We start from the raw sequence: 22,484 nt of genomic DNA on the forward strand, positions 1-22,484 counted from the left end.
TCGAAGCCCCGAGCGGTGCACGGACCGGCAGTCGCCGGCCCTGCTGGCGCACCGCCCCGTCAGGCGCCCTTCCTCACCTGGGTGAGCGCCGCTCCGACCAGGACGATCACCGCCCCGACCGGCGTGCTCCAGCGAAGCGACTCGCCCAGCACGGCGACCCCCGCGGCCGTTGCGATCACGGGAATGAAGTACGTGACCATCTGAGCCGTCGTCGGCCCGACCTCGGCGACCAGCCCGTACTGCACCAGCACGGCGACACCGGTCCCGAGCACCCCCAGCGCGACGATCGCCAGCAGCGGCAGCGGGGAGAACCGCGTCGGCAGGGAGGTGAACAGCGGTGTGACGACGGCCAGTTGGATCGTGGCCAGCAACAACTGGGCACCGGTGAGCGACAGATGCGACTCACTGGAGCCCGCCAGCGTACGGCGGACGTATATCCAGCCGATCGGGTAGCTCAGGGAGGCCAGCAACGCCATGGCCGTACCCGTGGCGTCCAGTCCCTGAAAGCCCTGCCACGCCCCCAGCACCGTCAGCACGCCCAGGAAACCGATACCGAGCCCCGCGACCCGGACCCGGGTCGGCCGGTCCTCCGAGAGGGCGACCAGCGACAGGGCCATGCCCCACAGGGGTGAGGTCGCGTTGCAGATCCCCGCCAGCGTCGACGGGATGGTCAGTTCGGCGTACGCGAACAGCGAGAACGGCAGCGCGTTCAGCAAGAAGGCGGCGACCGTCAGATGGCCCCAGGTGCGCACCCCTCGGGGCAGCCGCTCGCGCCTGACCACCATGGCGGCCGCCAGCACCGCGGTACCGAAGACCAGCCGCCCGAGCGTGACTTGGAAGGGGGCGTAACCCTCGGTGCCCACCTTGATGAGCAGGAAGCTGAAGCCCCAGATCAGGGAGAGCACGGCGAAGCGCAGACGCCAGTCGAGCCGGGGTCGGGGGTGAGGGCGGGCGGTGGCCTCGGCCGGGGTTGCGGAGGCGGCGACGGTGGTCATGGCAGCAACGATGCGGCAAACGATCTCGTAGCACAATCGAGATTTCTCACCCGGTATCTCGTAGTATTGCTTACATGTTGAATCTGGAGCGCCTGCGCACCCTCGACGCCCTCGCCCGGCACGGCTCGGTCAGCGGCGCGGCCGAGGGGCTGCACATCACGACCTCCGCCGTGTCGCAGCAGATGTCCAAGCTGGAGCGCGAGGTCGGCCAGCAGCTCCTCGCCAAGAACGGGCGGGGCGTACGGCTCACCGACGCGGGCCGGCTGCTCGCCGAGCACGCCGCGCGGATCCTGTCGCAGGTGGAACTGGCCCAGTCCGACCTGGAGGCGCAGCGCGGGCAGGTGGTCGGCGAGTTGCGGCTCGCCGCGTTCCCCACCGCACTGCGCGGGCTTTTCCCCGTCGCGCTCACGGAGCTGCGGGCCGACCACCCGGCGCTGCGGCTGCGGTCGCGCGAGCTGGAGCCGGAGCACGGGGTCAACGCGGTGCTGCGCGGCGACGTCGACCTGGCCGTCGTCCTCGACTGGTACAACAAGCCGCTGCCCATGCCGGAAGGGCTGGCGAAGGCGCCCATCCTCGACGACCGCGTGGAGATCGCCATGCCCGAGGGGCACCCGCTCGCCGACCGCGCCGAAGTCGCCCTGGAGGACTTCGCGGACGACGAGTGGGTCGCCTGGCCGGAGGGCGCGTTCTGTCACGAGTGGCTGCTCTACACGTTGCGCACCAAGGGCATCGAGCCCCGCATCGCCCACCGGGCCGAGGAGCACCACACCCAGCTCGCGCTGGTGGCGGCGGGCATGGGTGTCTGTGTCGCGCCCCGGCTGGGCCGCGACCCGATGCCGCTCGGCGTGCGGGCCGTACCGGTGCACGAGCGGGTCCACCGGTACGTCTACGCGGTGTGGCGCGCGGACGCGGACCGCCGCCCGTCGATCCGGGCGGCGGTGAAGGCGCTGCGGTCGGCGGCCGAGAAGCTCCGCTGAAGGGTCGCACAGTCCCCGGACGAAGGCCCGCTTCGTGTCGGAGGGCCCGGCATCGGCTAGACGGACCCCAGCTTCCTGAAGTCCCAGGAGACGATCTTCTCGGGTGTCAGCCGCATCCACGCGTGCCGGCCGTCGTGCGGCATCTCGTCCAGGCCGAAGTTCTTGCGGGCGAACAGCATCTCGGGGACGTCGAGTTCGGCGCGCAGCTCGCCCACGCGGGGAATCTCGCCCACGAACTCGATCGTGCCGGACAGCTCGACACCGCGCAGCTGCTCGTACTCCTCACCGGTGTCGACGACGATCGCCACCCGGGGATCGCGGCGCAGCTCGGCCCACCGCTTGCTGCGGACGACCGAGTAGAGCCACAGCGAGTCGCCGTCCCAGGCGAACCACAGGGCGCTGACATGCGGAAAGCCGTCGGCGGACACCGTGGCGACCCGGCAGGTGCGCTGGCTGGTGAGAAACTCGTCCAGTTCACCGGGCGTCATCATGATCTTGCGGCCCCGGCGCTGAGTGACGGTCATACGGCCCCCTCTTCTCTCACGTCGTGCCAGAGGGAGAGATCCTCTGACATCACGTCAGAAAAGGATGAGTCGTCTTCCGCCCGCACGCAATGGTGGCTACGCTCGCCGCCCCACGCCGCCGCCGGGCACAGGGGGTCCCATGCCGTCGTACGCCGAACCGAGTGAACTGCTCGACCCCGCGACCACCGTGCTGCTCACCGTCGAGTGCCAGCAGGGCGTCGTCGGACCGGACAGCGCCCTGCCCGAACTCGCCGAGCAGGCACGGGACTCGGGCGCGATCCGCAATGTGGCAAGGCTGGTCGCCGCGGCCCACGACAGCGGGGTCCAGGTGATCCACGCGATCGCCGAACGCCGCCCCGACGGCCGGGGCGCGAGTCGCAACGCCCGCCTCTTCCGCGCCGCCGCACGGCTCCCCGTCCAGCAGTTGTCCGGTACCGAGGCGGTACGCGTGGCGGCACCGATCGAGGTCGCCGAGGAGGACCTGGTCGTACGACGGCTGCACGGCCTCTCGCCGATCCAGGGCACCGATGTCGACGCGCTGCTGCGCAACCTGGGCTGCCGCACGCTCGTCATCACCGGTGTCTCGGCCAACGTGGCCGTCCCCAACGCGGTGTTCGACGCCGTCAACCGCGGCTACACGGCCGTCGTTCCGTCGGACGCCATCGCGGGGGTGCCCGCCGACTACACCTCCGCGATGATCCGCAACACCCTCGCGTTGGTCGCCACGGTCGTGACCACGGACGAGGTGCTGGACCGCTTCGGGCGTCCGGGTTCCGTCACGCGAGAGTGATCGAGTCCCCCGACACGCTGATCTGCCGCGCGGGCAGCGGCTTCAGTGCCGGTCCCTTCTTCACGCTGCCGTCCAGTACGGAGAACTGACTGCCGTGGCAGGCGCAGGTGAGGGTGTCCTCCTTGAGGTCCGTCATCGGACACTTCTCATGGGTGCAGATCGTCGAGAACGCCTTGAAGTCACCCGCCGCCGGCTGCGAGACCACCACCTTCTCGTCGCTGAAGACCTTGCCGCCGCCCTCCGGGATGTCGGCGGTCTTCGCGAGCGCCGCACCGCCGCCCGCGCCCGCCCCGGGTGACGAGCCGCCCGTGGCGGTGGACGCGCCACCACCGGCCGCACCCTGTTCGGTGGACGAACCGGACGCGCCGTCGTCCGACCCGCACGCGGTCAGCGCGACGGAGAGCCCCGCCGCGCCGACCGCCGCCACGACGGTACGGCGGCTCGGGCCCGACGCCGGCTGAACTGATTCGCTGGTCATGCTGACGTTCCTTCCGCGGATGCTCGATCTGCCGAGAGGTACGGTCCTTCGGGACCGGCTGTTCAGTCGCTGCCGAAATCCTGACCCGACCCGCGGGCGAGGTGGGTAAAGCAGACCTGTCGGTTCCCTGTCCAGCGCTGTCGATCCGCTGTCGGCCCACCCGCCCCCGCCCGCCGGGGCACCCCCGGCACCTGCCGGAGCGCCAGTAACCTGGGGCGATGCTCAAGGAAGTCATCGCGACCCGCTACATCACGCCGTTGCGTGAGGGCGGCTCGCTGCCGGGGCTCGTCGAGGCCGACGACTTCGGGACGTACGTCATGAAGTTCAGCGGCGCCGGTCAGGGCCGCAAGACGCTGGTCGCCGAGGTGGTCTGCGGTGAACTCGCCCGCAGGCTGGGCCTCAGGGTGCCCGGGCTGGTGACGGTGGAGCTCGACCCGGTGCTCGGGCTCGCTGAACCCGACCAGGAGGTGCAGGAACTGCTCAGGTCCAGCGGCGGCGCCAACCTAGGCATGGACTTCCTCTCCGGCGCGCTCGGCTTCGACCCCCTCGCCTTCACGGTGAGCCGCGAGGAGGCCGGGCGGATCGTGTGGTTCGACGCGCTGGTGAACAACGTCGACCGGTCCTGGCGCAACCCCAACCTGCTGGTCCGCCAAGGCGAGTTGTGGCTCATCGACCACGGCGCCACGATGATCTGGCAGCACAACTGGCCCGGCGCCGAGGCTTCGGCCGCGCGCCCCTACGACGCCTCCGACCACGCACTGCGCCCCTTCGCGCCGGACGTGGCGGGCGCCGCCGCGGAACTGGCCCCCCTCGTCACCGAGGACCTCCTCGCCGAGGTCACCGCCGAGATCCCGGACGCCTGGTTGGCCGCGGAGCCCGGCTTCGACAGCACCGACGACCTGCGGCGGGCCTACGCCCGGCCGTTGCTGGCACGGGCGGCCGACGTCCACGAGCGCATCGGCGGAATCGAGGGAACCGAGTGAGCGACCGTCACTTCATCAAGCCGGCCCGGGGCGGTGAGCGGGACGTCTTCGAGTACGCCCTCCTGCGGGTCGTCCCCCGTGTCGAGCGCGGCGAGTGCATCAACGCCGGTGTTCTCGTGTACTGCCGCGCCAAAGCCTTCGTCGGCGCGCGCACCCACCTCGACGAGGCCCGGCTCCTGGCCCTCGACCCAACGGCGGACGTGGCCGGCGTACGGGCCGCGCTGCGCGCCGTGGAGGGGGTCTGCGCCGGCGGCGAGGCGGCCGGGCAGGCCGCCGGCGACGACGCCGGACGCCGCTTCCGCTGGCTGATCGCGCCCAGGTCCACGGTCGTACAGCCGGGGCCGGTGCACACCGGGCTCACCGCCGATCCGGCGGGCGAGACGGAACGGCTGCTGGACCTGCTCGTGCGGTGCCCGACCTGACGGCGACGACGTGCCGCCGCCGGTCTCAGCTTCTGCGGCGCCTCACCACGTAGCCGGTGGTGAGCGCGGCTCCGGTGACGAAGGCCAGTCCGACCGCGATGTCCCATTCGCTCGGCCCGGACGTCGACGAGCCGCCCAGCCCGCCTCGCGTGCCCCGGGTCGGCGCGAGCGTGGCCGGAGTCGTCGCGGGCGTCACTGGAGTGACTGGAGCGACCGGAGCGACCGGAGCGACGGGGGTGTCGGGAACCTTGGGGCGGTGCGTGGAGGAGATGTCGCCCCTGTCCCCGTTTCCACCCCGTCCTCCGTCCCCGCCCTGTCCTCCGCCGCCGCGGGGAGGCAGCCCCTCACAGGCGACACCGTCATCCGGTCCCTGATCCTCGTCGAGTCGGTCGGGATCACGCGGATCCGCGTTGTAGTGGGCCTGGGCGTCCTCCTGATAGGTGAAGTCCCGGCAGTTCAGGTCCTGAGCGTGAGCGGTTTCGGCGAACGGCACTATCGCGGCGATCGCGAACAGCGTGCCGACGGCACCGGTGCGACGGCGCATGGAGCGCCTCCTTTCCGGCCATCAGTGGCTTCGCACGTCGACGCTATGGCGCCCCATGCGCGGTGGCTCGCGGCCATAGACCGTTCGGGTGCCCACGCACGGGGCGGCATGGGGGCGAAACCCGGCGGGCGCGACCGGTTCGCGCCGCTCGTACGGGGAATCGATCACACGCGGCCGGTCGGCCGTTGACACCGGGTGCCAGGGCTTCTAGCGTCACGTCCGGTGAAGGTACTAAGCGGTCGCTCATCACCGGGCGTGCCGTATGAGCCGCATCTCTAGGGCGAGGAGAACCCACGAATGTCCACCACTGAGCAGCGGGTCGCCGTGGTCACCGGCGGAGCGCGCGGCATCGGCGCCGCCACCGCCGTACGACTGGCCGCCGAAGGCCGCGCGGTAGCCGTGATCGACCTCGACGAGGCCGCCTGCAAGGACACCGTCGAGAAGATCACCGCGGCCGGCGGCAAGGCGATCGCGGTCGGCTGCGACGTCTCCGACGAGACGCAGGTCGAGGCGGCCGTCGCCCGGATCGCCGACGAACTCGGCGCCCCGACGATCCTGGTCAACAACGCGGGTGTGCTCCGCGACAACCTGCTGTTCAAGATGAGCGTCTCCGACTGGGACACCGTCATGAACGTGCACCTGCGCGGCGCCTTCCTGATGTCCAAGGCCTGCCAGAAGCACATGGTGGACGCGGGCTTCGGCCGCATCGTCAACCTGTCGTCGTCCTCGGCGCTCGGCAACCGCGGCCAGGTCAACTACTCCGCAGCCAAGGCCGGCCTCCAGGGCTTCACCAAGACCCTCGCCAAGGAGCTGGGCAAGTTCGGCGTCACCGCCAACGCCGTCGCCCCCGGCTTCATCGCCACCGAGATGACCAAGGCCACCGCCGACCGCGTCGGCATGGGCTTCGAGGACTTCAAGGCCGCGGCCGCCACCCAGATCCCGGTGGCGCGCGTCGGCGAACCGGAGGACATCGCCAACGCGATCGCCTTCTTCACGGGCGAGGCGGCCGGCTTCGTCTCCGGCCAGGTGCTGTACGTCGCCGGCGGACCGCTCGACTAGGGAACTGGGACACACGGACATGACTGCACTGCCTGAACTCTCCGGCAAGGTCGCCCTCGTCACGGGCGCCAGCCGCGGCATCGGCTACGGCATCGCCGAGGCGCTCGTCGCCCGAGGCGACCGCGTCGTCATCACCGGCCGGGGCGAGGACGCCCTCAAGGAGGCCGTCGAGCGACTGGGCGCCGAGCGCGCGGTCTACGTGGCCGGCAAGGCCCACGACGAGGCCCACCAGGCCCTCGCGGTCGAGCGGGCGATGGAGGCCTTCGGCCGCGTCGACTTCCTGGTCAACAACGCCGGTACGAACCCGGTGTTCGGGCCGCTCGCCGACCTCGACCTGGGGGTCGCGCGCAAGGTCTTCGAGACCAACGTGATCTCGGCGCTGGGCTTCGCGCAGAAGACCTGGCACGCCTGGCAGAAGGACAACGGCGGCGCGATCGTCAACATCGCCTCCGTCGCGGGCATCGCGCCCTCGCCGTTCATCGCCGCCTACGGCGTCAGCAAGGCCGCGATGATCAACCTCACCCAGCAGATGGCGCACGAGTTCGCACCCAAGGTGCGGGTCAACGCGATCGCCCCGGCCGTGGTGAAGACCAAGTTCGCGCAGGCCCTGTACGAGGGCCGTGAGGCCGAGGCGGCCGCCGCCTACCCGCTGGGCCGGCTCGGCGTACCGTCCGACATCGGCGGCGCCACCGCGTTCCTCACCTCGGACCAGTCCGACTGGGTCACCGGGCAGACGCTCGTCGTCGACGGCGGCATCTTCCTCAACGCCGGCGTCGGCTGACCCACGGGACGCAGGTCACACGTCTCGGCACACGGGCGCCGCTGGACACCAGCGGCGCCCGTGTCGACGTTTCGGGAGATCAACGGCCCTTGACAACGGTGTCACCGCAGAGCTGGGGAAGTGCTCCTGAGACGGGAGGCCCAGCGGCCGGAACACTGCGGTATGTTTTGCCGACCCTTGGTATGGCAGATCGAGGAGCGTGCGCGTGTTCAACCGGATCCGACGCCTGCGGCAGGTGGCGGCCATCGCGTCCATATCGTCATTGGTGGCGGGATGCGGCGTCCTCTCGTCCGACTCGACGGAGGACAAGGGCCCGATCGTCGTGGGGACGACGGCCGCCCCCAGCACCCTTGATCCCGCCGCGTCCTGGGACAGCTCCTGGGAGCTGTTCCGGAACATCTACCAGACGCTGCTCAGCTACCCCTCCGGCTCGACCGCACCCGAGCCCGACGCGGCCGAGAGCTGCCAGTTCACCGACAGCTCGAACATGAAGTACCGCTGCGAGCTGCGCGAGGGCCTGAAGTTCTCGGACGGCAGCACCCTCGACGCGAAGGCCGTCAAGCACTCGATCGACCGGATCCGGAAGATCAAGGTCAACGGCGGCCCGGCCGGACTGCTGGGCAGCCTCGAACGCGTCCAGGTGCTGAACGACCGCGAGGTCGTCTTCCACCTGAACAAGGCCGACGCGACCTTCCCGTTCGTGCTCGCCACGCCCGCGATGTCGATCGTCGACCCCGAGGAGTACCCGGCCGACAGACTGCGCGAGGACCGCAGCGTCGTCGGGTCCGGCCCGTACACCCTTCAGTCCTACGACGAGGGCAAGCAGGCCGAGCTCGCCAAGTACCCCGAGTACAAGGGCTACGCGGAGCGCAAGAACGACGCGGTGACCATCCGCTACTTCCAGGACTCGCCCACCATGGTCGGCGCCCTGCGCGACAAGGAGCTCGACGTCGCCTTCCGTGGTCTGTCCGCCGACGACATCGTCGACATCCAGGCCGACGACGACGATGAGCTGCAGCTGGTCGAGGGCTCCGGCACGGAGATCAACTACCTGGTCTTCAACCCGAAGGACCCCGTGGCCGGCAAGGCGGCCGTGCGCAAGGCGATCGCCCAGGTCGTCGACCGCCCGGCGATCGCCCACAAGGTCTACAAGGACACCGTCGAGCCCCTGTACTCCATGGTCCCCAAGGGCCTGACCGGACACACCACGGGCTTCTTCGACGACTACGGCGACCCCAGCGTGAGCAAGGCCCGCAAGCTCCTCACGCAGGCCGGTGTGACGACCCCCGTCCCGCTCGAGTTCTGGTACACGAGCGACCGCTACGGCTCCGCCACCAAGGCGGAGTTCGAGGAGCTGAAGGCCCAGCTGGAGGAGTCGGGTCTCTTCGAGATCACCCTCAAGAGCCGCCCTTGGAAGACGTACGTCGCCGGCTACCAGAAGGGCGAGTACCCGGTGTTCGGGCGTGGCTGGTTCCCCGACTTCCCGGACGCGGACAACTTCATCGCGCCCTTCGTCGGCGAGCAGAACGCGCTCGGCACGCCCTACGTGGCGCCCAAGATCACCGAGACGCTGCTGCCCAGCTCCCGCGCCCAGAGCGACCGGGCCAACGTCGTCAAGGACTTCGAGGAGGCCCAGCGCATCCTCGTCGACGACGCGCGGCTGCTGCCGCTGTGGCAGGGCCGGCAGTACGTGGCCGCGAGCGCCGAGATCTCCGGCGCGGAGCGGGCCCTCGACCCGTCGACGATCATGATGGTGGGCGAGCTGTACCGCAAGACCAGCTGGTAGCGGCACCCTCCGGCGGGCGCCGGTCGGGATGTGCGGTCCGCGGGGCGATTGTCAGTGGTCGCCTGTAGGTTCTGAGGCCTGGGAACGACCTCAGGTCGTGGACCGCACATGTCTGCCGTACACCGTAAGGAAGTTGACGTGACCGACACCGCCATGCTGCCCGAGTCCTGGCGCGGGGTTCTGGGCGACGAACTGCAGCAGCCCTATTTCAAGGAGCTGACGGAGTTCGTCGAGGAGGAGCGGGCGAAGGGTCCCGTCTACCCGCCGCGCGAGGAGGTCTTCGCGGCCCTGGACGCGACGCCCTACGAGAAGGTGAAGGTCCTGATCCTCGGCCAGGACCCGTATCACGGCGAGGGCCAGGGCCACGGACTGTGCTTCTCGGTCCGCCCCGGGGTCAAGACGCCGCCCTCGCTGCGCAACATCTACAAGGAGATGCAGGAGGAGCTCGGTCACCCCGTCCCGGACAACGGCTATCTGATGCCCTGGGCCGAGCAGGGCGTCCTGCTGCTCAACGCGGTGCTGACGGTCCGAGGTGGTGAGGCCAACTCGCACAAGGGCAAGGGCTGGGAGAAGTTCACCGACGCGGTGATCAAGGCCGTGGCCGGCCGTCCCGATCCCGCCGTGTTCGTGCTGTGGGGCAACTACGCCCAGAAGAAGCTCCCGCTCATCGACGAGACGCGCCATGTGGTGGTCAAGGGGGCGCACCCCTCGCCGCTGTCGGCGAAGAAGTTCTTCGGGTCCCGCCCGTTCACGCAGATCAACGAGGCGGTGGCCGGGCAGGGGCACGAGCCGATCGACTGGCGGATCCCGAACCTGGGCTGACCTCGGCGGGGCCGGTCCTTCCCCGGACCGGCCCGGTGTCGTACGGAGCCGCCTGCCCCGGATCGCGGGTGAGGGCCGTTAGCGTCGGGAGGGAGCAGCCGACGAGGGTCCGGAGGGCGCGGTGGCGGAGCAGCAGAGGCAGGCGGCGCCGGATGCGGTGCTGACGAGGATCGGGCAGGTCGTCATCCTCCACCACGCGGGGGACCGCGAGGAGGCGCGCCGCCGGTTGCTGGACCTGTGGACGGAGCTCGGGGAAGGCGGCGACCCACTGCACCGGTGCACGCTGGCGCACTACCTGGCGGACACACAGGACGACCCCTCGGACGAGCTGGCCTGGGATCTGCGGGCGCTGACGGAGGCCGAGGCGGCCAGGGGAGCGCTTGCCGTACGCGCCCTGTACCCCTCACTGCACCTGAATCTCGCCGCCGACTACGTGAAGCTCGACCACACGGAGGCCGCCCGCGTCCATCTGAGCCGGGCACGGGGGGCGGCGGGGGCCTTGCGGGACGACAGGTACGGGGACGGAGTGCGGGCGGAGATCCGGCGGTTGGAGGCGTGGCTGGGGGAGGGGGCGTAGGCGTCGCCGGGGAGTGGACGCATACGTCCGTCCGGGGGCGGGCGCGGGGCCGGGCGGGGCTGCCGAGCCGGTCGCGGGGCTCTCACCCGCCGTACGTCTGATCGCAGATCGTCGCCTCCGGGCTGTCCGGCCGCCAACCACCGTACTTGCGGCCCAGCGCGCAGACGTCCGTGCTTCCCGGGGACTCCGGGCGGACCGGCGCCGGCACGTCGGGGATCTCGACGGGTGGCCGCCGCCCGGCGCCGCTGTCCGGACGGCGGGGTTCGTGGTGCTCGGGACGGGGGTGCGGGTGCGCGCGGTGGGCCGGGGGCCGGCGCACGGGTGGGGGAGTGGTGGAGGGTAAGGGCCGGGCGGCGGACGGTGCGGGGGTCGGCCGGTGGGACGGTTCGATGAGTGCCAGCGCCTCGCTGGCCGGCGCCTGCACGATCGGCTGTTTTGCCGGCTCGCCGGTGCGGGGCGCCGGAGGCGGGGACGGTGCCGAGGGCACGGCGGCGGGCGGGTGCCGGACCGTCATACATCCGGAGAGGGCCGAGACGGCCACGGAGATCAGGAGCGTTGCGGTGGTCGTCGTTCGATGCACGCGCGCAACTCTGCTGGGTGCGGCGGCCGTTGGGACGGCGGACGAGCAGAGGTTGCTCCGCACGGGTGATCTCTGACCCCGTACGGGCGGTCCGCGCCCGCCGGAGCTGACGTCAGTCCCCGGTGGCGCCGTCGACGCGCTCGCGGATCAGGTCGGCGTGGCCGTTGTGGCGGGCGTACTCCTCGATCATGTGGGTGTAGATCCAGCGCAGGTTGAACTGTTCGCCGCTGCCCCGGCTCCGGCCCTTGGAGAGGTCGTCCAGGCCGAAGCCGGCCGCGTTGCGCCGGGCGATGTCGATCTCGGCCTGCCAGGTGGCGTACGCCTCCTCCCAGGTGTCGGCCTCGGTGAGATGGAACTCGCCGTCCGGGTCCGCGTCGGAAAAGTAGAGCGGCCCCGGGTCCTCGTCCATGAGCACCTGGCGGAACCAGCCGCGCTCCACCTCGGCCATGTGCCGCACCAGCCCCATCAGGCTCAGCTCGGACGGCTCCACGGAGGCGGTCCTCAGCTGGGCGTCGGTCAGACCCCGGCACTTCCATGCGAGGGTCTGCCGGTGGTAGTCCAGCCAGCCCTCCAGCATCGTGCGCTCGTCGGCGGTGGTGGCGGGCTCATGGCGTTCGTTCGTCATGCCCGCATCCTCGCTCAACTCGGGCCCGCTGACGAGGAGTTTTCGCGGTGGACGACTCGTCGGCCGAACATTCCGTCGAGCAGCTCGCGCAGTCCCGCGCGCACATCCTCCAGGCTCGGCACCTCCTTGCCGTAGGAGCCGGCGACACAGCTGAACATCAGCCCGTCCGCCCAGGCGACGAGTGACAGTACGTGCCGGGCCGGGTCGGTCGAGCCCATCGCCGTGACGAGGGCCGTGAGCTGGTCGCGGAAGCGGGCGCCGGTGGCGTCGAAGTAGGCGCGCAGCTCGGGGCGGCGCGTCGCCTCCAGGGCCAGCTCGTAGCGGGCGAGCGTCAGTTCGCGGCCCCGGGTCAGGGAACGGTGGGTCGCCAGGGCCAGGGCGTGCGCCAGGGAGTCGAGGTCGCCGTGCGGGTCCGGCAGCTCCTCCAGCCCCAGGACCCGCGCCTCGCGGTCGGCGAGCCGCCGGACCGCCAGTTCCAGCAGGGTCTGCCGGGTGCGGGCGAGGTTCGAGGTGGAGCCCTGGGGGAGCCCGGCCGCCTCGTCGACGGCCCGGTGCGTGAGCCCGCGCATTCCGCGTTCGGCAAGCAGTGCGAGGGCGGTGTCGGCGACGAGTTCGGCGCGGGAGCCGCCGGGCGCGGTGCTTACGGGCATGGCAGTCAACCTACCCCGCGCACTACACCTGTAGTACATTCGAGGCACTGCCGCACTACGCCTGTAGTGCGGTCCGATCCGAGGAGGAGCCATGACGGGGTCGAAGCGGGCCGTCGTGATCGGCGGCGGCATCGGCGGCATGACGGCCGCGGCCGCCCTGCACACGACCGGCTGGGACGTGACCGTGCTGGAGCGGGCGCCGTCCCTCCAGCCGATCGGCGCGGCCATCTCCCTCGCCCCCAACTCCCTGCGCGCCCTGGACGTCATCGGGCTCGGCGACGAGATCCGCGACCTCGCGGCCTGGCAGGGCGACGGCGGCCTGCGCACCCCGTCCGGGCGCTGGCTCTCCCGCACGGACGCCGCCGCCGTGACCGCACGCTTCGGCGACCCCCTCGTCATGCTGCACCGGGCCACGCTCATCAACTGCCTCGCCGGGCGTGTACCGCAGGACGCCGTACGCACAGGGGTCGCCGCGACCGTCGTCGACCCGGGCGAAGCCACCCGCCCCGCACGGGTGAGTACACCGGACGGCGAGATGGAGGCGGACCTCGTGGTGGCCGCCGACGGCATCAGGTCCGCCGTGCGCAGGGTGCTGTTCCCGGACCACCCAGGGACCGTCTACTCCGGCTTCACCTCATGGCGGGTCGTCATCCCGCTGCCGGGCGTGGAGTTCGCTTCGCACGAGACCTGGGGCCGCGGCCGCATCTGGGGCTCGCACCCTCTCAAGGACGGCCGGGTCTACGCGTACGCCGCCGCGATCACGCCCGCCGGGGGGCGCGCGAGCGACGACGAGAAGGCCGAACTGCTGCGCCGCTACGGCGACTGGCACGACCCGATCCCCGCGATCCTCGCCGCCGCCCGCCCCGAGGACGTGCTGCGGCACGACGTGCACCACATCGCCGCGCCGCTGCCCGCCTACCACCGCGGCCGGGTCGCCCTGGTCGGGGACGCCGCGCACGCCATGCCGCCGACGCTGGGGCAGGGCGGCAACCAGGCCGTCGAGGACGCCGTCGTACTCGCCCACCACCACGCCGACCTCGCCGCCTACAGTGCCGCCCGCCTCCCGCGTACGACCGCCATCGCACGCCGGGCCGTGAAGGTGGGCCGCCTCGGCATGATGACCGGCCGTACCGGGGTCGCCGTACGGAACACGGTGACGGCCGCGCTGTCCAGGGCCGCGCCGCTGCTGTTCCTGCGGGGCTTCGAGGACATCGCCGGCTGGCGGCCGCCACAGGCCCCGTATGCTGCGGGAAAGACCCCGGCAGGCAACGGTCAGAGGAGAACGCCCGGTGAAGGTCGGCTGCATCGGACTCGGTGACATCGCGCAGAAGGCGTACCTGCCGGTGCTCGGCGTCCAAGCCGGCGTGGAACTGCATCTGCAGACCCGCACACCGGGGACGCTCGCCCGGGTCGCCGACGGCCTCCACCTGCCGCCGCGGCAGCGGCACCAGGACCTCGACTCGCTGCTCGCCCAGGGCCTCGACGCCGCCTTCGTGCACGCGCCCACCGTCGCGCACCCCGAGATCGTGACCCGCCTGCTGGAGGCGGGCGTGCCGACGTACGTCGACAAGCCGCTCGCCTACCACCTCGCGGAGTCCGAACGGCTGGTGGCCCTCGCCGAGCGACGGGAGGTGAGCCTCGCCGTCGGCTTCAACCGGAGGTACGCGCCCGGCTATGTGCAGTGCGCCGACCATCCGCGCGAGCTGATACTGATGCAGAAGAACCGGATCGGGCTGCCCGAAGAGCCGCGCTCGATGATCCTGGACGACTTCATCCACGTCGTGGACACGCTGCGCTTCCTGGCGCCGGGCCCGATCGACGACGTGACCGTGCGCGCCCGTGTCGAGGCCGGGCTGCTGCACCATGTGGTGCTCCAGCTCGCCGGGGACGGGTTCACGGCCCTCGGCGTGATGAACCGGCTCAGCGGCTCCGCCGAGGAGGTCCTGGAGGTGTCCGGGCAGGACACCAAGCGCCAGGTCCTCAACCTCTCCGAGGTCATCGACCACAAGGGCCAGCCGACCGTACGCCGACGCGGGGACTGGGTGCCCGTGGCCCGGCAGCGCGGCATCGAGCAGGCGGTGCTGGCCTTCCTCGACGCCGTCCGCGCGGGCAAGGCGCTCAGCGCCCGGGACGCGCTGGCGACTCACGACCTGTGTGAGCGGGTGGTACGCGCGGTTCAGGACCGGGCCGCCTGAGCCGCGACCGCAAGGCCGGGGCACCCGCGCCGACAGCCCACAGGGCGACGATCAGCACAGCCGCCTGCACCGGCCAGTCGCCGAAGCGGACGTACGGAGTGACACCGTCCGCCAGCGGCACCTCGTAGACGGCGCTCGTGCTCATGCTCGTCCCGAGCCAGGACCCCACGCGCTGTCCGCTCGGGCCGTACACCGCCGACACGCCCGTGAGTGTCGCGTGCACCATCGGCCGGCCGGTCTCGGCTGCGCGCAGCGCGGCGAGCGAGGCGTGCTGCTCGGGCGCCCAGCTCTGCTGGAACGTCGAGGTCGCCGACTGGGCGACCAGCACCTGGGCGCCGTCGTCGACCAGGTTGCGGCTCATGTCGGAGAACGCCGACTCGAAGCACACCATCGGGCCGATCCGCAGGCCCCGCCCGGCGTCCATCACCATCTGCCGGGTGCCCTGCCTGCGGTCCTCCGCCGCCGCCTCGCCCACGGAGGTCGCCCAACCGAGCAGGGAGCGAGCCGGTATGTACTCCCCGAAGGGCACCAGCCGCATCTTGTCGTAGCGGTCGCCGGTCGGGCCGTCCGGGCCCACGAGGATCGAGCTCTTGTAGATGCCGGGCTTGTCGGAGCGCCGTGCGTCCACGTTGACCAGGATGTTCGTCCCCGTCTCGCGTGAGAGCGCGGCGAGCCGCCGGGCGAGGTCGGGCCGGTCGTCGAGGTCATGGCCGACGCTGCTCTCGCCCCAGACGATCAGATCGGCACCCTGACCGGCCAGCTCACGGGTGAGCTGGACCTCGCGGTCGAATCGCCGCTCCGGCCCGGCAGGGCCCTTGATGATGCCGGGCTGCACCACGCCGATCCGAGCCGCGTCCTCCACCTTCGGGCGTGGGGACCACACCCAGGCGGCCGATGCGGCGACGGCCGTGGCGAGGAGGCCGGCCACCGCCGGGATCCAGGAGCCCCGCACGGTCACCAGCACGGCCACGGCCACGTTCACGGCCACCACGAGGAAGCTGAGCAGCCAGACCCCGCCCACCGAGGCGAGCCGCAGCGCGGGCTCCACCTGCCACTGACTGGACCCCAGCACGCCCCACGGTCCCCCGAGCCCCTGCCAGGAGCGGACGAGCTCGATGAGCAGCCAGCCCGACGGCACGACGACGACCGCCGCCGCAACCCGGCCCGGGGACGGCCTCCGGGCCAGGAAGTGCCGCACCAGCCGGCCCCAGGGGGCCCACAAGGCGCCGAGCAGGGCGGCGATGACGAACGTGAACACATGCAGGTTCGGCAGCAACCAGTGGTGCATCGCCAGCATGAAGCCGAACCCGCCCCACCAGCCGTCGTGCAGCGCCCGTTTCCCGGTCGGCGCGGAGCGCAGCAGCGCCATCCACGGGACCAGGGCGACGTAGGCGAACCACCACCACGCCGGCTCCGGGAAGGCCAGCACGGGCAGCGCGCCGGCCAGGACGGCGGCGAGCGAACGGCGCCACGGGGAGATGAGCCAGCGGCTGATCGTCTTCATGCATCACCTCCTACCCCGTGGTCCTTCCAGTGTGCTCGTCGGCACCGACAACGGGACACCGGACGGCCGCTCAGCCGCTCACCCCGGTCGCGGCCAGGTCGGGCACCCGGCGCCACTTCTCCTGCACCACGACCTCACGCAGCCGCCAGCCGTCCTCCGTCCGCAGCAGCTCGAAGACGTACCGGCCGCCGCACACGAAGTCGGGGGCCGAGGAGTGCCCGCCGTTCTCGGCGAACCGCATCGGATTGACGTAGTCGGCCCGGACCGTGGCCGTGTCACCGATGTCCTGCTCCAGGCTCCCGAAGCCCACTCGGCGGTTGACGATGAGGTGCTGCCGCATCGAGAACATCCGCATGCTCTCCGCGAGCCACGCGGCGACCCTCCCGGCATCCCCCTCGATGCCACCGGCCGAGCGGTAGTCCGCCCGGCCGTCGGGCGTGAACAGACCCCGGTACGCGTCCCAGTCACCGTCGTCCACGGCCCCGGCGTACTCGGTGATCAATGCGTCGACCGTAAGCCGGTCCCTGAGGGTGGCGAGCTCCACACGCTGCGTCATCGGCTCAGTGTTGGGCATGGGGTGAGCGGAGCCAAGAGGGCGTGCGGCGATATTCGGTGGATGTCGGCCGGGCCTTCGGTGACGCTGTCCGCTGTGACAGAACAGCACGACCGAACCGTCCTACCCGGACCCCGATTCCGGGTACGCGCCCGCCACACCGAGTCCACGCTCACCGTCTATCAGGCCTACCGGCCCCAGATCGGTTGCGCGGCGGCCCGCAACGGCCACTTCCCGTCGTCCTGGAGCCGGGACCGGATGACCTGGATCAAGCCGTCGTTCCTGTGGATGATGTACCGCTGCGGCTGGGCGACCAAGGAGAACCAGGAGACCGTCCTCGCCGTCGAGATCACGCGGGAGGGCTTCCTATGGGCGCTGCGCCACGCGTGCCTCTCGCACCACGTCCCCGCCCTGCATGGTGACCAGGCCGCCTGGAAAAGGCAGTTGAGGACGGCGCCCGCGCGCGTGCAGTGGGATCCGGAACGCGATCTCCGCCTCGACCCCTTGCCGTACCGGTCCCTCCAGCTGGGGCTCGGCGGCGAGGCGACCGCGCGGTACGCGGACGAGTGGATCGTCGGCATCGAGGACGTGACCTCGCTGGCCACGGAGATCCACGCGCGCGTGCGCGCCGGTGAACTGACCCGCGCCGCCGAGCTGTTGCCTCAGGAACGGCCGTATCCGCTGGAGGACGACGTCCTCGCGCATCTGCGGGCCTGATCCGGACGACAGACCTTTCCCGACGACAGACCTTAGAGTGACTGCCGTTCCATCGCCCCCCGCAGACGCTCAAAGGCGGTGGGTCTGGTCCTGGCGCTCAGGAAGTCCTTGATACGGCGGGCGCATTCGCGCGGTGTGGCCTCGCCGGTGTCGCACTCCAGGTCGTACACGCCGTGTGCGTGCACCTGCTCCAACTGGCCCACCGCGAGGCCGGGCGGCCGGTCGCCCCGCATGCGTTCCCGGCGCTCCAGCTCCTTGCGGGCGCAGTGCACTTTGACGAGGACGACGTCCTGCGGGACGAGGAGCGACAGGCAGTCCCTGAGCCGCCACTCGGCGCTCAGCACGTGGTCGACGACGACATTGTTGCCGGCGGCGGCCATCCCGGCGACCGCCCGGTGATAGCCCTGCCAGGTGCGGTGAAGGACCGATGCGAGCTGGTCCTGCGGGACGGGGCTGCTGGAGCGCATCGCGTGGAAGGCGTCGACGGGCATGTGGAAGTAGGGCTCGTCGAGGGTCCGCAGCAACTCGCCCGCGATGCTCGACTTGCCCGAACTGGATGTGCCGTTCAGGAAGATGACGAGGCCGCGGCGGGCAGGGACATGATCAAGATGATCCACGGGGTCGATCCTACGCACCGGGTCCGGAGTTCAGGCCGCCTCGATGACCTCGTCGCGGATGGCGGCGGCCCACTCGACCACCAGCAGTTCGTACTCCGCACGCTCCTGGGCCGACAGTGAGCCGCCCGCGCGCATCCACAGGGCGCGTATCTCCTCGTTCACCTCGGCAGCAGAGCGCACGGAACCAGGGCCTAAGGAATGGGGGGACATGCGGACAAGCCTAGGGGCAAGGACTGACCCTGCGCTACCGGACCGCTACGCACAACGTATGTGATTGGTCACGGGTTTCCGCGAGGACTCCTCCTGCTGACCGGTCGGTCAGTGACCCGACGGCCCGGGCGACCGACCCGACGGTGTCACCCGTCCGTCAGTGTCACCCGTCCGTCAGTGTGCCGACTCGGCTGCGTGCGGGCTGAGGACCCCCATCGTGACCAGGACGATGATGACGATGCCGAGCGCGATGCGGTACCAGACGAACGGCATGAAGCTCTTCGTCGAGATGAACTTCATGAACCATGCGATCACCGCGTACCCGGACGCGAAGGCGATCACCGTGGCGAAGATCGTCGGACCCCACGAGACGTGGCCGCTCTCCATCGCGTCCTTGAGCTCGAACAGACCGGAGGCGAGGACGGCCGGGATCGCGAGGAGGAAGGAGTAGCGGGCCGCGGCCTCGCGCGTGTAGCCCATGAAGAGGCCGCCGCTGATGGTGGCCCCGGAACGGGAGACTCCGGGGATCAGTGCCGCGGACTGGCACAGGCCGAAGATCAGGCCGTCCTTCACGTTCAGTTCCTCAAGGCCCTTGCGCTGCTTGGCGGCGCGGTGCCGGCCGCCCGACTCGTCCCGGGCCGCCAACCGGTCGGCGATGCCGATGATGATGCCGACGACGATCAGCATCGTCGCCGTGATGCGCAGATCGCGGAAGGGGCCCTCGATCTGCTCCTTGAGAGTCAGGCCGAGCACACCGATCGGGATCGAGCCGACGATCACCAGCCAGCCCATCTGGGCGTCGTGGTCCCGCCGCATCTCCTTGTCGGTCAGCGACCGCGTCCACGCCGAGAGGATCCGGCCGATGTCCTTGCGGAAGTAGATCAGTACCGCGGTCTCCGTACCGATCTGGGTGATCGCCGTGAAGGCCGCGCCCGGGTCCTCCCAACCTGAGAACGCCGCTGTCAGCCGCAGATGCGCGCTGGAGGACACAGGGAGGAACTCGGTCAGCCCCTGGACGAGTCCGAGGATGAGCGATTCAAACCAAGACATGAAGTTAAGGAGTCCAAGTGCTGATCGTGACAAGGAGTGGTGAGGACACCGCGTCGGCGGCACAGTGATCGCGGGTGTCGAGGGGCAGCGTAGCGCCCCGCGGTGACGCCTCCGCCACAGGGGGTTCGGCGGGCGCCCGCCGGTCGTGCGGACACCGGTGTTGACCTGCTATGGGGCCTCCGCTCACGGTGCAGCGAGCGGAAAGTGCTTGCTGAGCCGGGAGCCGCCGGGCAGTGGGCGCGGACGGAGATCGCCGCGTACCTCCGCGCGCACCCCTGGTGAGCGCCGATGCGCTCGTCGAGGCCCGGCGCTGACACCCATGGCCGGCACCGGTGGCCGTGCCCTGGGCGCCCGTACGTACGGCGTGACTCAAGCGGCGGACGGCCCCGCCACCGTCCAGCCCGGAGCCTGGGGGTGGGCCCTGAGGTCCTCGTGGCGCACCGGGTCGCCGCAGGCCCGGCAGGTGACGACCGGGGCCAGTTCGTTGCCGCAGCTGTGCTCGATCACCATGGGGCGGTCGTCGTCCTTGCGCAGATGGCGGTCGCCCCACTCCATGAGCGTCATCAGGACCGGCTCCAGCTCCAGCCCCGCCTGAGTGGGCCGGTACTCGAACCGCTGCGGGCGCTCGCTGTAGGTGCTCTTGGTGAGGATGCCGGCGTCGACGAGGCGGCGCAGTCGCGTGGCCAGGATGTCGCGCGGGGCGCCGATGTTGCGGACGAGCTGGTCGAAGCGGCCGTTGCCGAGACACACCTCGCGCAGCACGAGCAAGGAGTACTTCTCGCCGACGAGGGCCAGGGCGTCGGCGATGGAGCAGGGGCGCGGGTTCTTGGTGGCGGCCATGACGCTCAGTCTAGGTGAGGGTTCGAGTTTCCAACCCAGGTGGGTTCGATTTCCCAACTCAATGGGTTTGGTTTTCCAACTCATCAGGTTAAGGTGAGTTCGGATTTCCTACTCACCGGTAGTTCACCCCGGTCGCCGCACCGGCCCGTGTGCCGGTCGTCGCTCCGGCCGCCAAGGAGGCAGGCACCATGCGTGACGCAGTCATCGTCGAAGCCGTACGCACCCCGATGGGCAAGGGCAAGCCGAACGGATCCCTCGCACACGTCCATCCCGTCGAGCTCCTCGCCCACACCCTGCGCACCCTCGTCGACCGCTCGGGCGTCGACCCGGCGCTGATCGACGACGTCATCGGCGGCACCGTCGACCAGGTCGGCGAACAGGCCATGAACACCACCCGCTACGCCGCTCTGTCAGCGGGTTTCCCGGAATCCGTCCCGGCGACCACGGTGGACCGCCAGTGCGGCTCCTCCCAGCAGGCGGTGCACTTCGCCGCCCAGGGCGTCATCTCGGGCGCGTACGACATGGTCGTCGCCTGCGGCGTCGAGTCGATGAGCCGGGTGCCGATGTGGTCGAACGTGCCGCCCGGCACGGACCCCTTCGGCCCCGGCGTCGCCGGGCGCTACCCGGAGGGCCTGGTCCCGCAGGGCATCAGCGCCGAGCTGATCGCGGCCAAATGGTCGATCACGCGCGAGCAGATGGACGCGTTCGCCGTCTCCTCGCACCGCAAGGCCGCCGAGGCCTGGGACAAGGGCCTCTTCGACGCCGAGGTCGCGCCGCTGGACGGTGTCGCCCGCGACGAGTGCGTACGGCCCGGCAGCACCACCGAGGTCCTGGCCGGTCTCAAACCCGCCTACCACGACCCCGCCTTCGCCGAGCGCTTCCCCCAGATCGAGTGGAACGTCACCGCAGGAAACGCCAGCCCCGTCAACGACGGAGCCTCGGCCGTGCTCATCACGGACGGCGACACGGCGGCCCGGCTGGGCCTGCGCCCCCTCGCCCGGCTCCACAGCTTCGCCGTCACCGGATCCGACCCGCTCCTGATGCTGACCGGTGTCGTCCCCGCGACCGACAAGGTGCTGCGCAGGGCAGGGCTGGGGCTCGACGACATCGACCTGTTCGAGGTGAACGAGGCATTCTCCAGCGTGGTGCTCGCCTGGCAGCAGGAGACCGGCGCCGACCTGGCCAAGGTCAACGTGCACGGCGGCGCGATCGCCCTCGGCCATCCGCTGGGCGCCAGCGGCACCCGGCTGACGACGACCCTCGTCCATGCGATGCGCGAGCGCGGCGCCCGCTACGGCCTGCAGACGATGTGCGAGGCGGGCGGCCTCGCCAACGCGATGGTCCTGGAGACGGTGTGACCGAGGCCGCGGCCGGGGCGACGGCCCGCGTGCCCCGTCGCGGCGGGAGCGTTCAGCGGTCCCGCAGGTGGTGGCGCTTGCGCCAGGCCACCACCACGCCCGCCAACGCCGGTACGGCGATACCGGCCAGCGCGATCAGGAAGGCGGGGGACGTCGGTGTCGAGGCGCGGGCGCCCGCGACGACGTAGGCGGCGGTGTTCGGGATCGACCCGAGCCCCGTCGCGAGCAGGAACGGGACGTAGCCCATGCGGGAGACGGAAGCGGCGTAGTTCGAGGCCCAGAACGGCACCCCCGGGAACAGTCGCACCGCCAGCATCGAACGGAAACCGTGCCGGCTGAACTGGCCGTCCGCCGCCTTCAGCACCCGTCCGCGCAACAGCGGGCGCAGGGCCTCCTGGCCGAGGAGCCGTCCCAGGCCGAAGGCGATCCCGGCACCCAGCACCGTCCCCGCGAGAGCCGCGCCGAGACCCCACTGGGAGCCGAACAGCGCGCCCGCCGCCAGGTTCAGCAGGGGACGCGGCACGAACGCCACCGTGACCAGCCCGTACGCCACGGCGAACAGCACCACCGCGGCCGTGCCCTCGACCTGGGGCGGCCAGCCGTTCGTGAGCAGCTTCTGCGGCTGGAAGACCAGCACGCTCGACGCGCCCGCCGCCAGCAGGGCGACCAGCAGGGACAACCGCGACCACGGCGAGAGCAGCACTCTGGAGCACCGCGCGGCGAAGCCCGGGCGTGCGGGTGTCGGCTGCGGCGCGGGGACGGCGAGTTCCGTGGCGGCGGCCCGGGGAGGAGCCGTTGCGGTGCCCCCAGAGCGGGTGGTGGCATCGAGCATCCGGTGACACTAACC

The 22,484-nt window shown here is 71.1% G+C and carries 27 protein-coding genes; 13 read left to right on the forward strand and 14 right to left on the reverse strand.

Going from position 1 to position 22,484, the window contains the following annotated elements; all coding sequences use genetic code 11:
- Positions 1–59: 59 nt before the first annotated feature.
- Positions 60–995, reverse strand: coding sequence for a DMT family transporter (locus ACFYNL_RS00195; protein ID WP_388793980.1), 936 nt, complete (start codon positions 993–995; stop codon positions 60–62).
- A gap of 74 nt (positions 996–1,069) precedes the next feature.
- Here ACFYNL_RS00195 and ACFYNL_RS00200 point away from each other — a divergent pair, with 74 nt between their 5' ends.
- A complete protein-coding gene (locus ACFYNL_RS00200; protein ID WP_388793983.1) occupies positions 1,070–1,972 on the forward strand; it encodes a LysR family transcriptional regulator in 903 nt (300 codons plus the stop codon).
- A gap of 56 nt (positions 1,973–2,028) precedes the next feature.
- On the opposite strand, the gene ACFYNL_RS00205 is transcribed toward ACFYNL_RS00200, so the two are convergent.
- A complete protein-coding gene (locus ACFYNL_RS00205; RefSeq protein WP_388793986.1) occupies positions 2,029–2,496 on the reverse strand; it encodes a pyridoxamine 5'-phosphate oxidase family protein in 468 nt (155 codons plus the stop codon).
- A 139-nt stretch (positions 2,497–2,635) separates the two neighbouring features.
- On the opposite strand from ACFYNL_RS00205, the gene ACFYNL_RS00210 reads away from it, so the two are divergent.
- The gene (locus ACFYNL_RS00210) at positions 2,636–3,286 is read left to right on the forward strand and encodes a cysteine hydrolase (RefSeq protein ID WP_388793989.1); all 651 of its coding nucleotides are present in this window, start codon (positions 2,636–2,638) and stop codon (positions 3,284–3,286) included.
- Here the strand turns inward: ACFYNL_RS00210 and ACFYNL_RS00215 are convergent.
- Positions 3,273–3,764: a Rieske (2Fe-2S) protein gene (locus ACFYNL_RS00215; RefSeq protein WP_388793991.1), complete on the reverse strand. Its 492-nt coding sequence runs from the start codon at positions 3,762–3,764 to the stop codon at positions 3,273–3,275. The two genes, ACFYNL_RS00210 and ACFYNL_RS00215, sit on opposite strands and share 14 nt — an antisense overlap.
- Before the next feature lie 218 nt (positions 3,765–3,982).
- Between ACFYNL_RS00215 and ACFYNL_RS00220 the strand changes: the two genes are divergently transcribed.
- Both ACFYNL_RS00220 and ACFYNL_RS00225 read left to right on the forward strand, forming a co-directional pair.
- A complete protein-coding gene (locus tag ACFYNL_RS00220; protein ID WP_388793994.1) occupies positions 3,983–4,747 on the forward strand; it encodes a HipA family kinase in 765 nt (254 codons plus the stop codon).
- Positions 4,744–5,169, forward strand: coding sequence for a DUF3037 domain-containing protein (locus ACFYNL_RS00225; RefSeq protein WP_388793996.1), 426 nt, complete (start codon positions 4,744–4,746; stop codon positions 5,167–5,169). Before ACFYNL_RS00220 ends, ACFYNL_RS00225 begins: the two co-directional genes overlap by 4 nt.
- 25 nt (positions 5,170–5,194) lie before the next feature.
- On the opposite strand, the gene ACFYNL_RS00230 is transcribed toward ACFYNL_RS00225, so the two are convergent.
- Positions 5,195–5,713 carry an excalibur calcium-binding protein gene (locus tag ACFYNL_RS00230; protein WP_388793999.1) on the reverse strand — a complete coding sequence of 173 codons (519 nt, stop codon included), beginning with the start codon at positions 5,711–5,713 and terminating at the stop codon, positions 5,195–5,197.
- Positions 5,714–6,010: 297 nt separating this feature from the next.
- Between ACFYNL_RS00230 and fabG the strand changes: the two genes are divergently transcribed.
- The 5 genes from fabG (at position 6,011) to ACFYNL_RS00255 (ending at position 10,738) form a co-directional block, all read left to right on the forward strand.
- Positions 6,011–6,772, forward strand: coding sequence for a 3-oxoacyl-ACP reductase FabG (gene fabG / locus ACFYNL_RS00235; protein ID WP_388794002.1), 762 nt, complete (start codon positions 6,011–6,013; stop codon positions 6,770–6,772).
- Positions 6,773–6,791: 19 nt separating this feature from the next.
- The gene (locus tag ACFYNL_RS00240; RefSeq protein ID WP_388794005.1) at positions 6,792–7,553 is read left to right on the forward strand and encodes an SDR family oxidoreductase; all 762 of its coding nucleotides are present in this window, start codon (positions 6,792–6,794) and stop codon (positions 7,551–7,553) included.
- A 205-nt stretch (positions 7,554–7,758) separates the two neighbouring features.
- A complete protein-coding gene (locus ACFYNL_RS00245; protein ID WP_388794008.1) occupies positions 7,759–9,339 on the forward strand; it encodes an ABC transporter substrate-binding protein in 1,581 nt (526 codons plus the stop codon).
- A 138-nt stretch (positions 9,340–9,477) separates the two neighbouring features.
- On the forward strand, positions 9,478–10,161 hold the full coding sequence (locus ACFYNL_RS00250; protein WP_388794011.1) for a uracil-DNA glycosylase: 684 nt from the start codon (positions 9,478–9,480) through the stop codon (positions 10,159–10,161).
- 121 nt (positions 10,162–10,282) lie between these two features.
- Positions 10,283–10,738 (forward strand): hypothetical protein, encoded by a 456-nt coding sequence (locus ACFYNL_RS00255; RefSeq protein ID WP_388794013.1) that lies wholly within the window; start codon positions 10,283–10,285, stop codon positions 10,736–10,738.
- Between the two features lie 82 nt (positions 10,739–10,820).
- Here ACFYNL_RS00255 and ACFYNL_RS00260 read toward each other — a convergent pair whose 3' ends face one another.
- From ACFYNL_RS00260 to ACFYNL_RS00270, 3 genes are all read right to left on the reverse strand, one after another.
- Positions 10,821–11,318 carry a hypothetical protein gene (locus ACFYNL_RS00260; RefSeq protein ID WP_388794016.1) on the reverse strand — a complete coding sequence of 166 codons (498 nt, stop codon included), beginning with the start codon at positions 11,316–11,318 and terminating at the stop codon, positions 10,821–10,823.
- A gap of 112 nt (positions 11,319–11,430) precedes the next feature.
- Positions 11,431–11,943, reverse strand: a complete 513-nt coding sequence (locus ACFYNL_RS00265) for a DinB family protein (RefSeq protein WP_388794019.1) — start codon at positions 11,941–11,943, stop codon at positions 11,431–11,433.
- A 14-nt stretch (positions 11,944–11,957) separates the two neighbouring features.
- Positions 11,958–12,593, reverse strand: coding sequence for a TetR/AcrR family transcriptional regulator (locus ACFYNL_RS00270; RefSeq protein ID WP_388794022.1), 636 nt, complete (start codon positions 12,591–12,593; stop codon positions 11,958–11,960).
- Positions 12,594–12,684: 91 nt separating this feature from the next.
- Between ACFYNL_RS00270 and ACFYNL_RS00275 the strand changes: the two genes are divergently transcribed.
- Both ACFYNL_RS00275 and ACFYNL_RS00280 read left to right on the forward strand, forming a co-directional pair.
- Entirely contained in the window at positions 12,685–13,911 is a 1,227-nt protein-coding gene (locus ACFYNL_RS00275; RefSeq protein ID WP_388794025.1) for an FAD-dependent monooxygenase, read from the forward strand.
- A complete protein-coding gene (locus tag ACFYNL_RS00280) occupies positions 13,883–14,788 on the forward strand; it encodes a Gfo/Idh/MocA family protein (RefSeq protein WP_388794028.1) in 906 nt (301 codons plus the stop codon). The genes ACFYNL_RS00275 and ACFYNL_RS00280 overlap by 29 nt, the downstream gene beginning before the upstream one ends.
- Here ACFYNL_RS00280 and lnt read toward each other — a convergent pair.
- Complete coding sequence (lnt, locus tag ACFYNL_RS00285; RefSeq protein WP_388794031.1) at positions 14,712–16,292, reverse strand: apolipoprotein N-acyltransferase; 1,581 nt, start codon at positions 16,290–16,292, stop codon at positions 14,712–14,714. The two genes, ACFYNL_RS00280 and lnt, sit on opposite strands and share 77 nt — an antisense overlap.
- Positions 16,293–16,362: 70 nt before the next feature.
- A complete protein-coding gene (locus ACFYNL_RS00290; RefSeq protein WP_388794034.1) occupies positions 16,363–16,848 on the reverse strand; it encodes a nuclear transport factor 2 family protein in 486 nt (161 codons plus the stop codon).
- A gap of 60 nt (positions 16,849–16,908) precedes the next feature.
- Between ACFYNL_RS00290 and ACFYNL_RS00295 the strand changes: the two genes are divergently transcribed.
- Complete coding sequence (locus tag ACFYNL_RS00295) at positions 16,909–17,562, forward strand: DUF4291 domain-containing protein (RefSeq protein ID WP_388794037.1); 654 nt, start codon at positions 16,909–16,911, stop codon at positions 17,560–17,562.
- 32 nt (positions 17,563–17,594) lie between these two features.
- Here the strand turns inward: ACFYNL_RS00295 and ACFYNL_RS00300 are convergent, their stop codons facing one another.
- From ACFYNL_RS00300 to ACFYNL_RS00315, 4 genes are all read right to left on the reverse strand, one after another.
- Complete coding sequence (locus ACFYNL_RS00300; RefSeq protein ID WP_388794040.1) at positions 17,595–18,179, reverse strand: chloramphenicol phosphotransferase CPT family protein; 585 nt, start codon at positions 18,177–18,179, stop codon at positions 17,595–17,597.
- Between the two features lie 30 nt (positions 18,180–18,209).
- Complete coding sequence (locus ACFYNL_RS00305) at positions 18,210–18,389, reverse strand: hypothetical protein (RefSeq protein ID WP_388794044.1); 180 nt, start codon at positions 18,387–18,389, stop codon at positions 18,210–18,212.
- A gap of 174 nt (positions 18,390–18,563) precedes the next feature.
- Positions 18,564–19,439 (reverse strand): undecaprenyl-diphosphate phosphatase, encoded by an 876-nt coding sequence (locus ACFYNL_RS00310; RefSeq protein WP_388794047.1) that lies wholly within the window; start codon positions 19,437–19,439, stop codon positions 18,564–18,566.
- 369 nt (positions 19,440–19,808) lie between these two features.
- Entirely contained in the window at positions 19,809–20,279 is a 471-nt protein-coding gene (locus ACFYNL_RS00315; RefSeq protein WP_388794050.1) for a winged helix-turn-helix transcriptional regulator, read from the reverse strand.
- 188 nt (positions 20,280–20,467) lie between these two features.
- On the opposite strand from ACFYNL_RS00315, the gene ACFYNL_RS00320 reads away from it, so the two are divergent.
- Entirely contained in the window at positions 20,468–21,637 is a 1,170-nt protein-coding gene (locus ACFYNL_RS00320) for a thiolase family protein (RefSeq protein WP_388794053.1), read from the forward strand.
- A 52-nt stretch (positions 21,638–21,689) separates the two neighbouring features.
- Here the strand turns inward: ACFYNL_RS00320 and ACFYNL_RS00325 are convergent, their stop codons facing one another.
- On the reverse strand, positions 21,690–22,469 hold the full coding sequence (locus tag ACFYNL_RS00325) for a TVP38/TMEM64 family protein (RefSeq protein WP_388794056.1): 780 nt from the start codon (positions 22,467–22,469) through the stop codon (positions 21,690–21,692).
- Positions 22,470–22,484 lie beyond the last annotated feature (15 nt).

Source organism: Streptomyces sp. NPDC007808, assembly GCF_042868655.1.
In the GTDB taxonomy this organism is placed as follows: domain Bacteria; phylum Actinomycetota; class Actinomycetes; order Streptomycetales; family Streptomycetaceae; genus Streptomyces.

Bases quoted from the DNA above. Each gene is read 5' to 3' on its own strand.
- ACFYNL_RS00195 (WP_388793980.1), bottom strand. From the start codon at position 995: ATGACCACCGTCGCCGCCTCCGCAACCCCGGCCGAGGCCACCGCCCGC.
- ACFYNL_RS00200 (WP_388793983.1), top strand. From the start codon at position 1,070: ATGTTGAATCTGGAGCGCCTGCGCACCCTCGACGCCCTCGCCCGGCAC.
- ACFYNL_RS00205 (WP_388793986.1), bottom strand. From the start codon at position 2,496: ATGACCGTCACTCAGCGCCGGGGCCGCAAGATCATGATGACGCCCGGT.
- ACFYNL_RS00210 (WP_388793989.1), top strand. From the start codon at position 2,636: ATGCCGTCGTACGCCGAACCGAGTGAACTGCTCGACCCCGCGACCACC.
- ACFYNL_RS00215 (WP_388793991.1), bottom strand. From the start codon at position 3,764: ATGACCAGCGAATCAGTTCAGCCGGCGTCGGGCCCGAGCCGCCGTACC.
- ACFYNL_RS00220 (WP_388793994.1), top strand. From the start codon at position 3,983: ATGCTCAAGGAAGTCATCGCGACCCGCTACATCACGCCGTTGCGTGAG.
- ACFYNL_RS00230 (WP_388793999.1), bottom strand. From the start codon at position 5,713: ATGCGCCGTCGCACCGGTGCCGTCGGCACGCTGTTCGCGATCGCCGCG.
- fabG (WP_388794002.1), top strand. From the start codon at position 6,011: ATGTCCACCACTGAGCAGCGGGTCGCCGTGGTCACCGGCGGAGCGCGC.
- ACFYNL_RS00240 (WP_388794005.1), top strand. From the start codon at position 6,792: ATGACTGCACTGCCTGAACTCTCCGGCAAGGTCGCCCTCGTCACGGGC.
- ACFYNL_RS00265 (WP_388794019.1), bottom strand. From the start codon at position 11,943: ATGACGAACGAACGCCATGAGCCCGCCACCACCGCCGACGAGCGCACG.
- ACFYNL_RS00270 (WP_388794022.1), bottom strand. From the start codon at position 12,593: ATGCCCGTAAGCACCGCGCCCGGCGGCTCCCGCGCCGAACTCGTCGCC.
- ACFYNL_RS00275 (WP_388794025.1), top strand. From the start codon at position 12,685: ATGACGGGGTCGAAGCGGGCCGTCGTGATCGGCGGCGGCATCGGCGGC.
- lnt (WP_388794031.1), bottom strand. From the start codon at position 16,292: ATGAAGACGATCAGCCGCTGGCTCATCTCCCCGTGGCGCCGTTCGCTC.
- ACFYNL_RS00290 (WP_388794034.1), bottom strand. From the start codon at position 16,848: ATGACGCAGCGTGTGGAGCTCGCCACCCTCAGGGACCGGCTTACGGTC.
- ACFYNL_RS00295 (WP_388794037.1), top strand. From the start codon at position 16,909: ATGTCGGCCGGGCCTTCGGTGACGCTGTCCGCTGTGACAGAACAGCAC.
- ACFYNL_RS00305 (WP_388794044.1), bottom strand. From the start codon at position 18,389: ATGTCCCCCCATTCCTTAGGCCCTGGTTCCGTGCGCTCTGCTGCCGAG.
- ACFYNL_RS00310 (WP_388794047.1), bottom strand. From the start codon at position 19,439: ATGTCTTGGTTTGAATCGCTCATCCTCGGACTCGTCCAGGGGCTGACC.
- ACFYNL_RS00315 (WP_388794050.1), bottom strand. From the start codon at position 20,279: ATGGCCGCCACCAAGAACCCGCGCCCCTGCTCCATCGCCGACGCCCTG.
- ACFYNL_RS00320 (WP_388794053.1), top strand. From the start codon at position 20,468: ATGCGTGACGCAGTCATCGTCGAAGCCGTACGCACCCCGATGGGCAAG.
- ACFYNL_RS00325 (WP_388794056.1), bottom strand. From the start codon at position 22,469: ATGCTCGATGCCACCACCCGCTCTGGGGGCACCGCAACGGCTCCTCCC.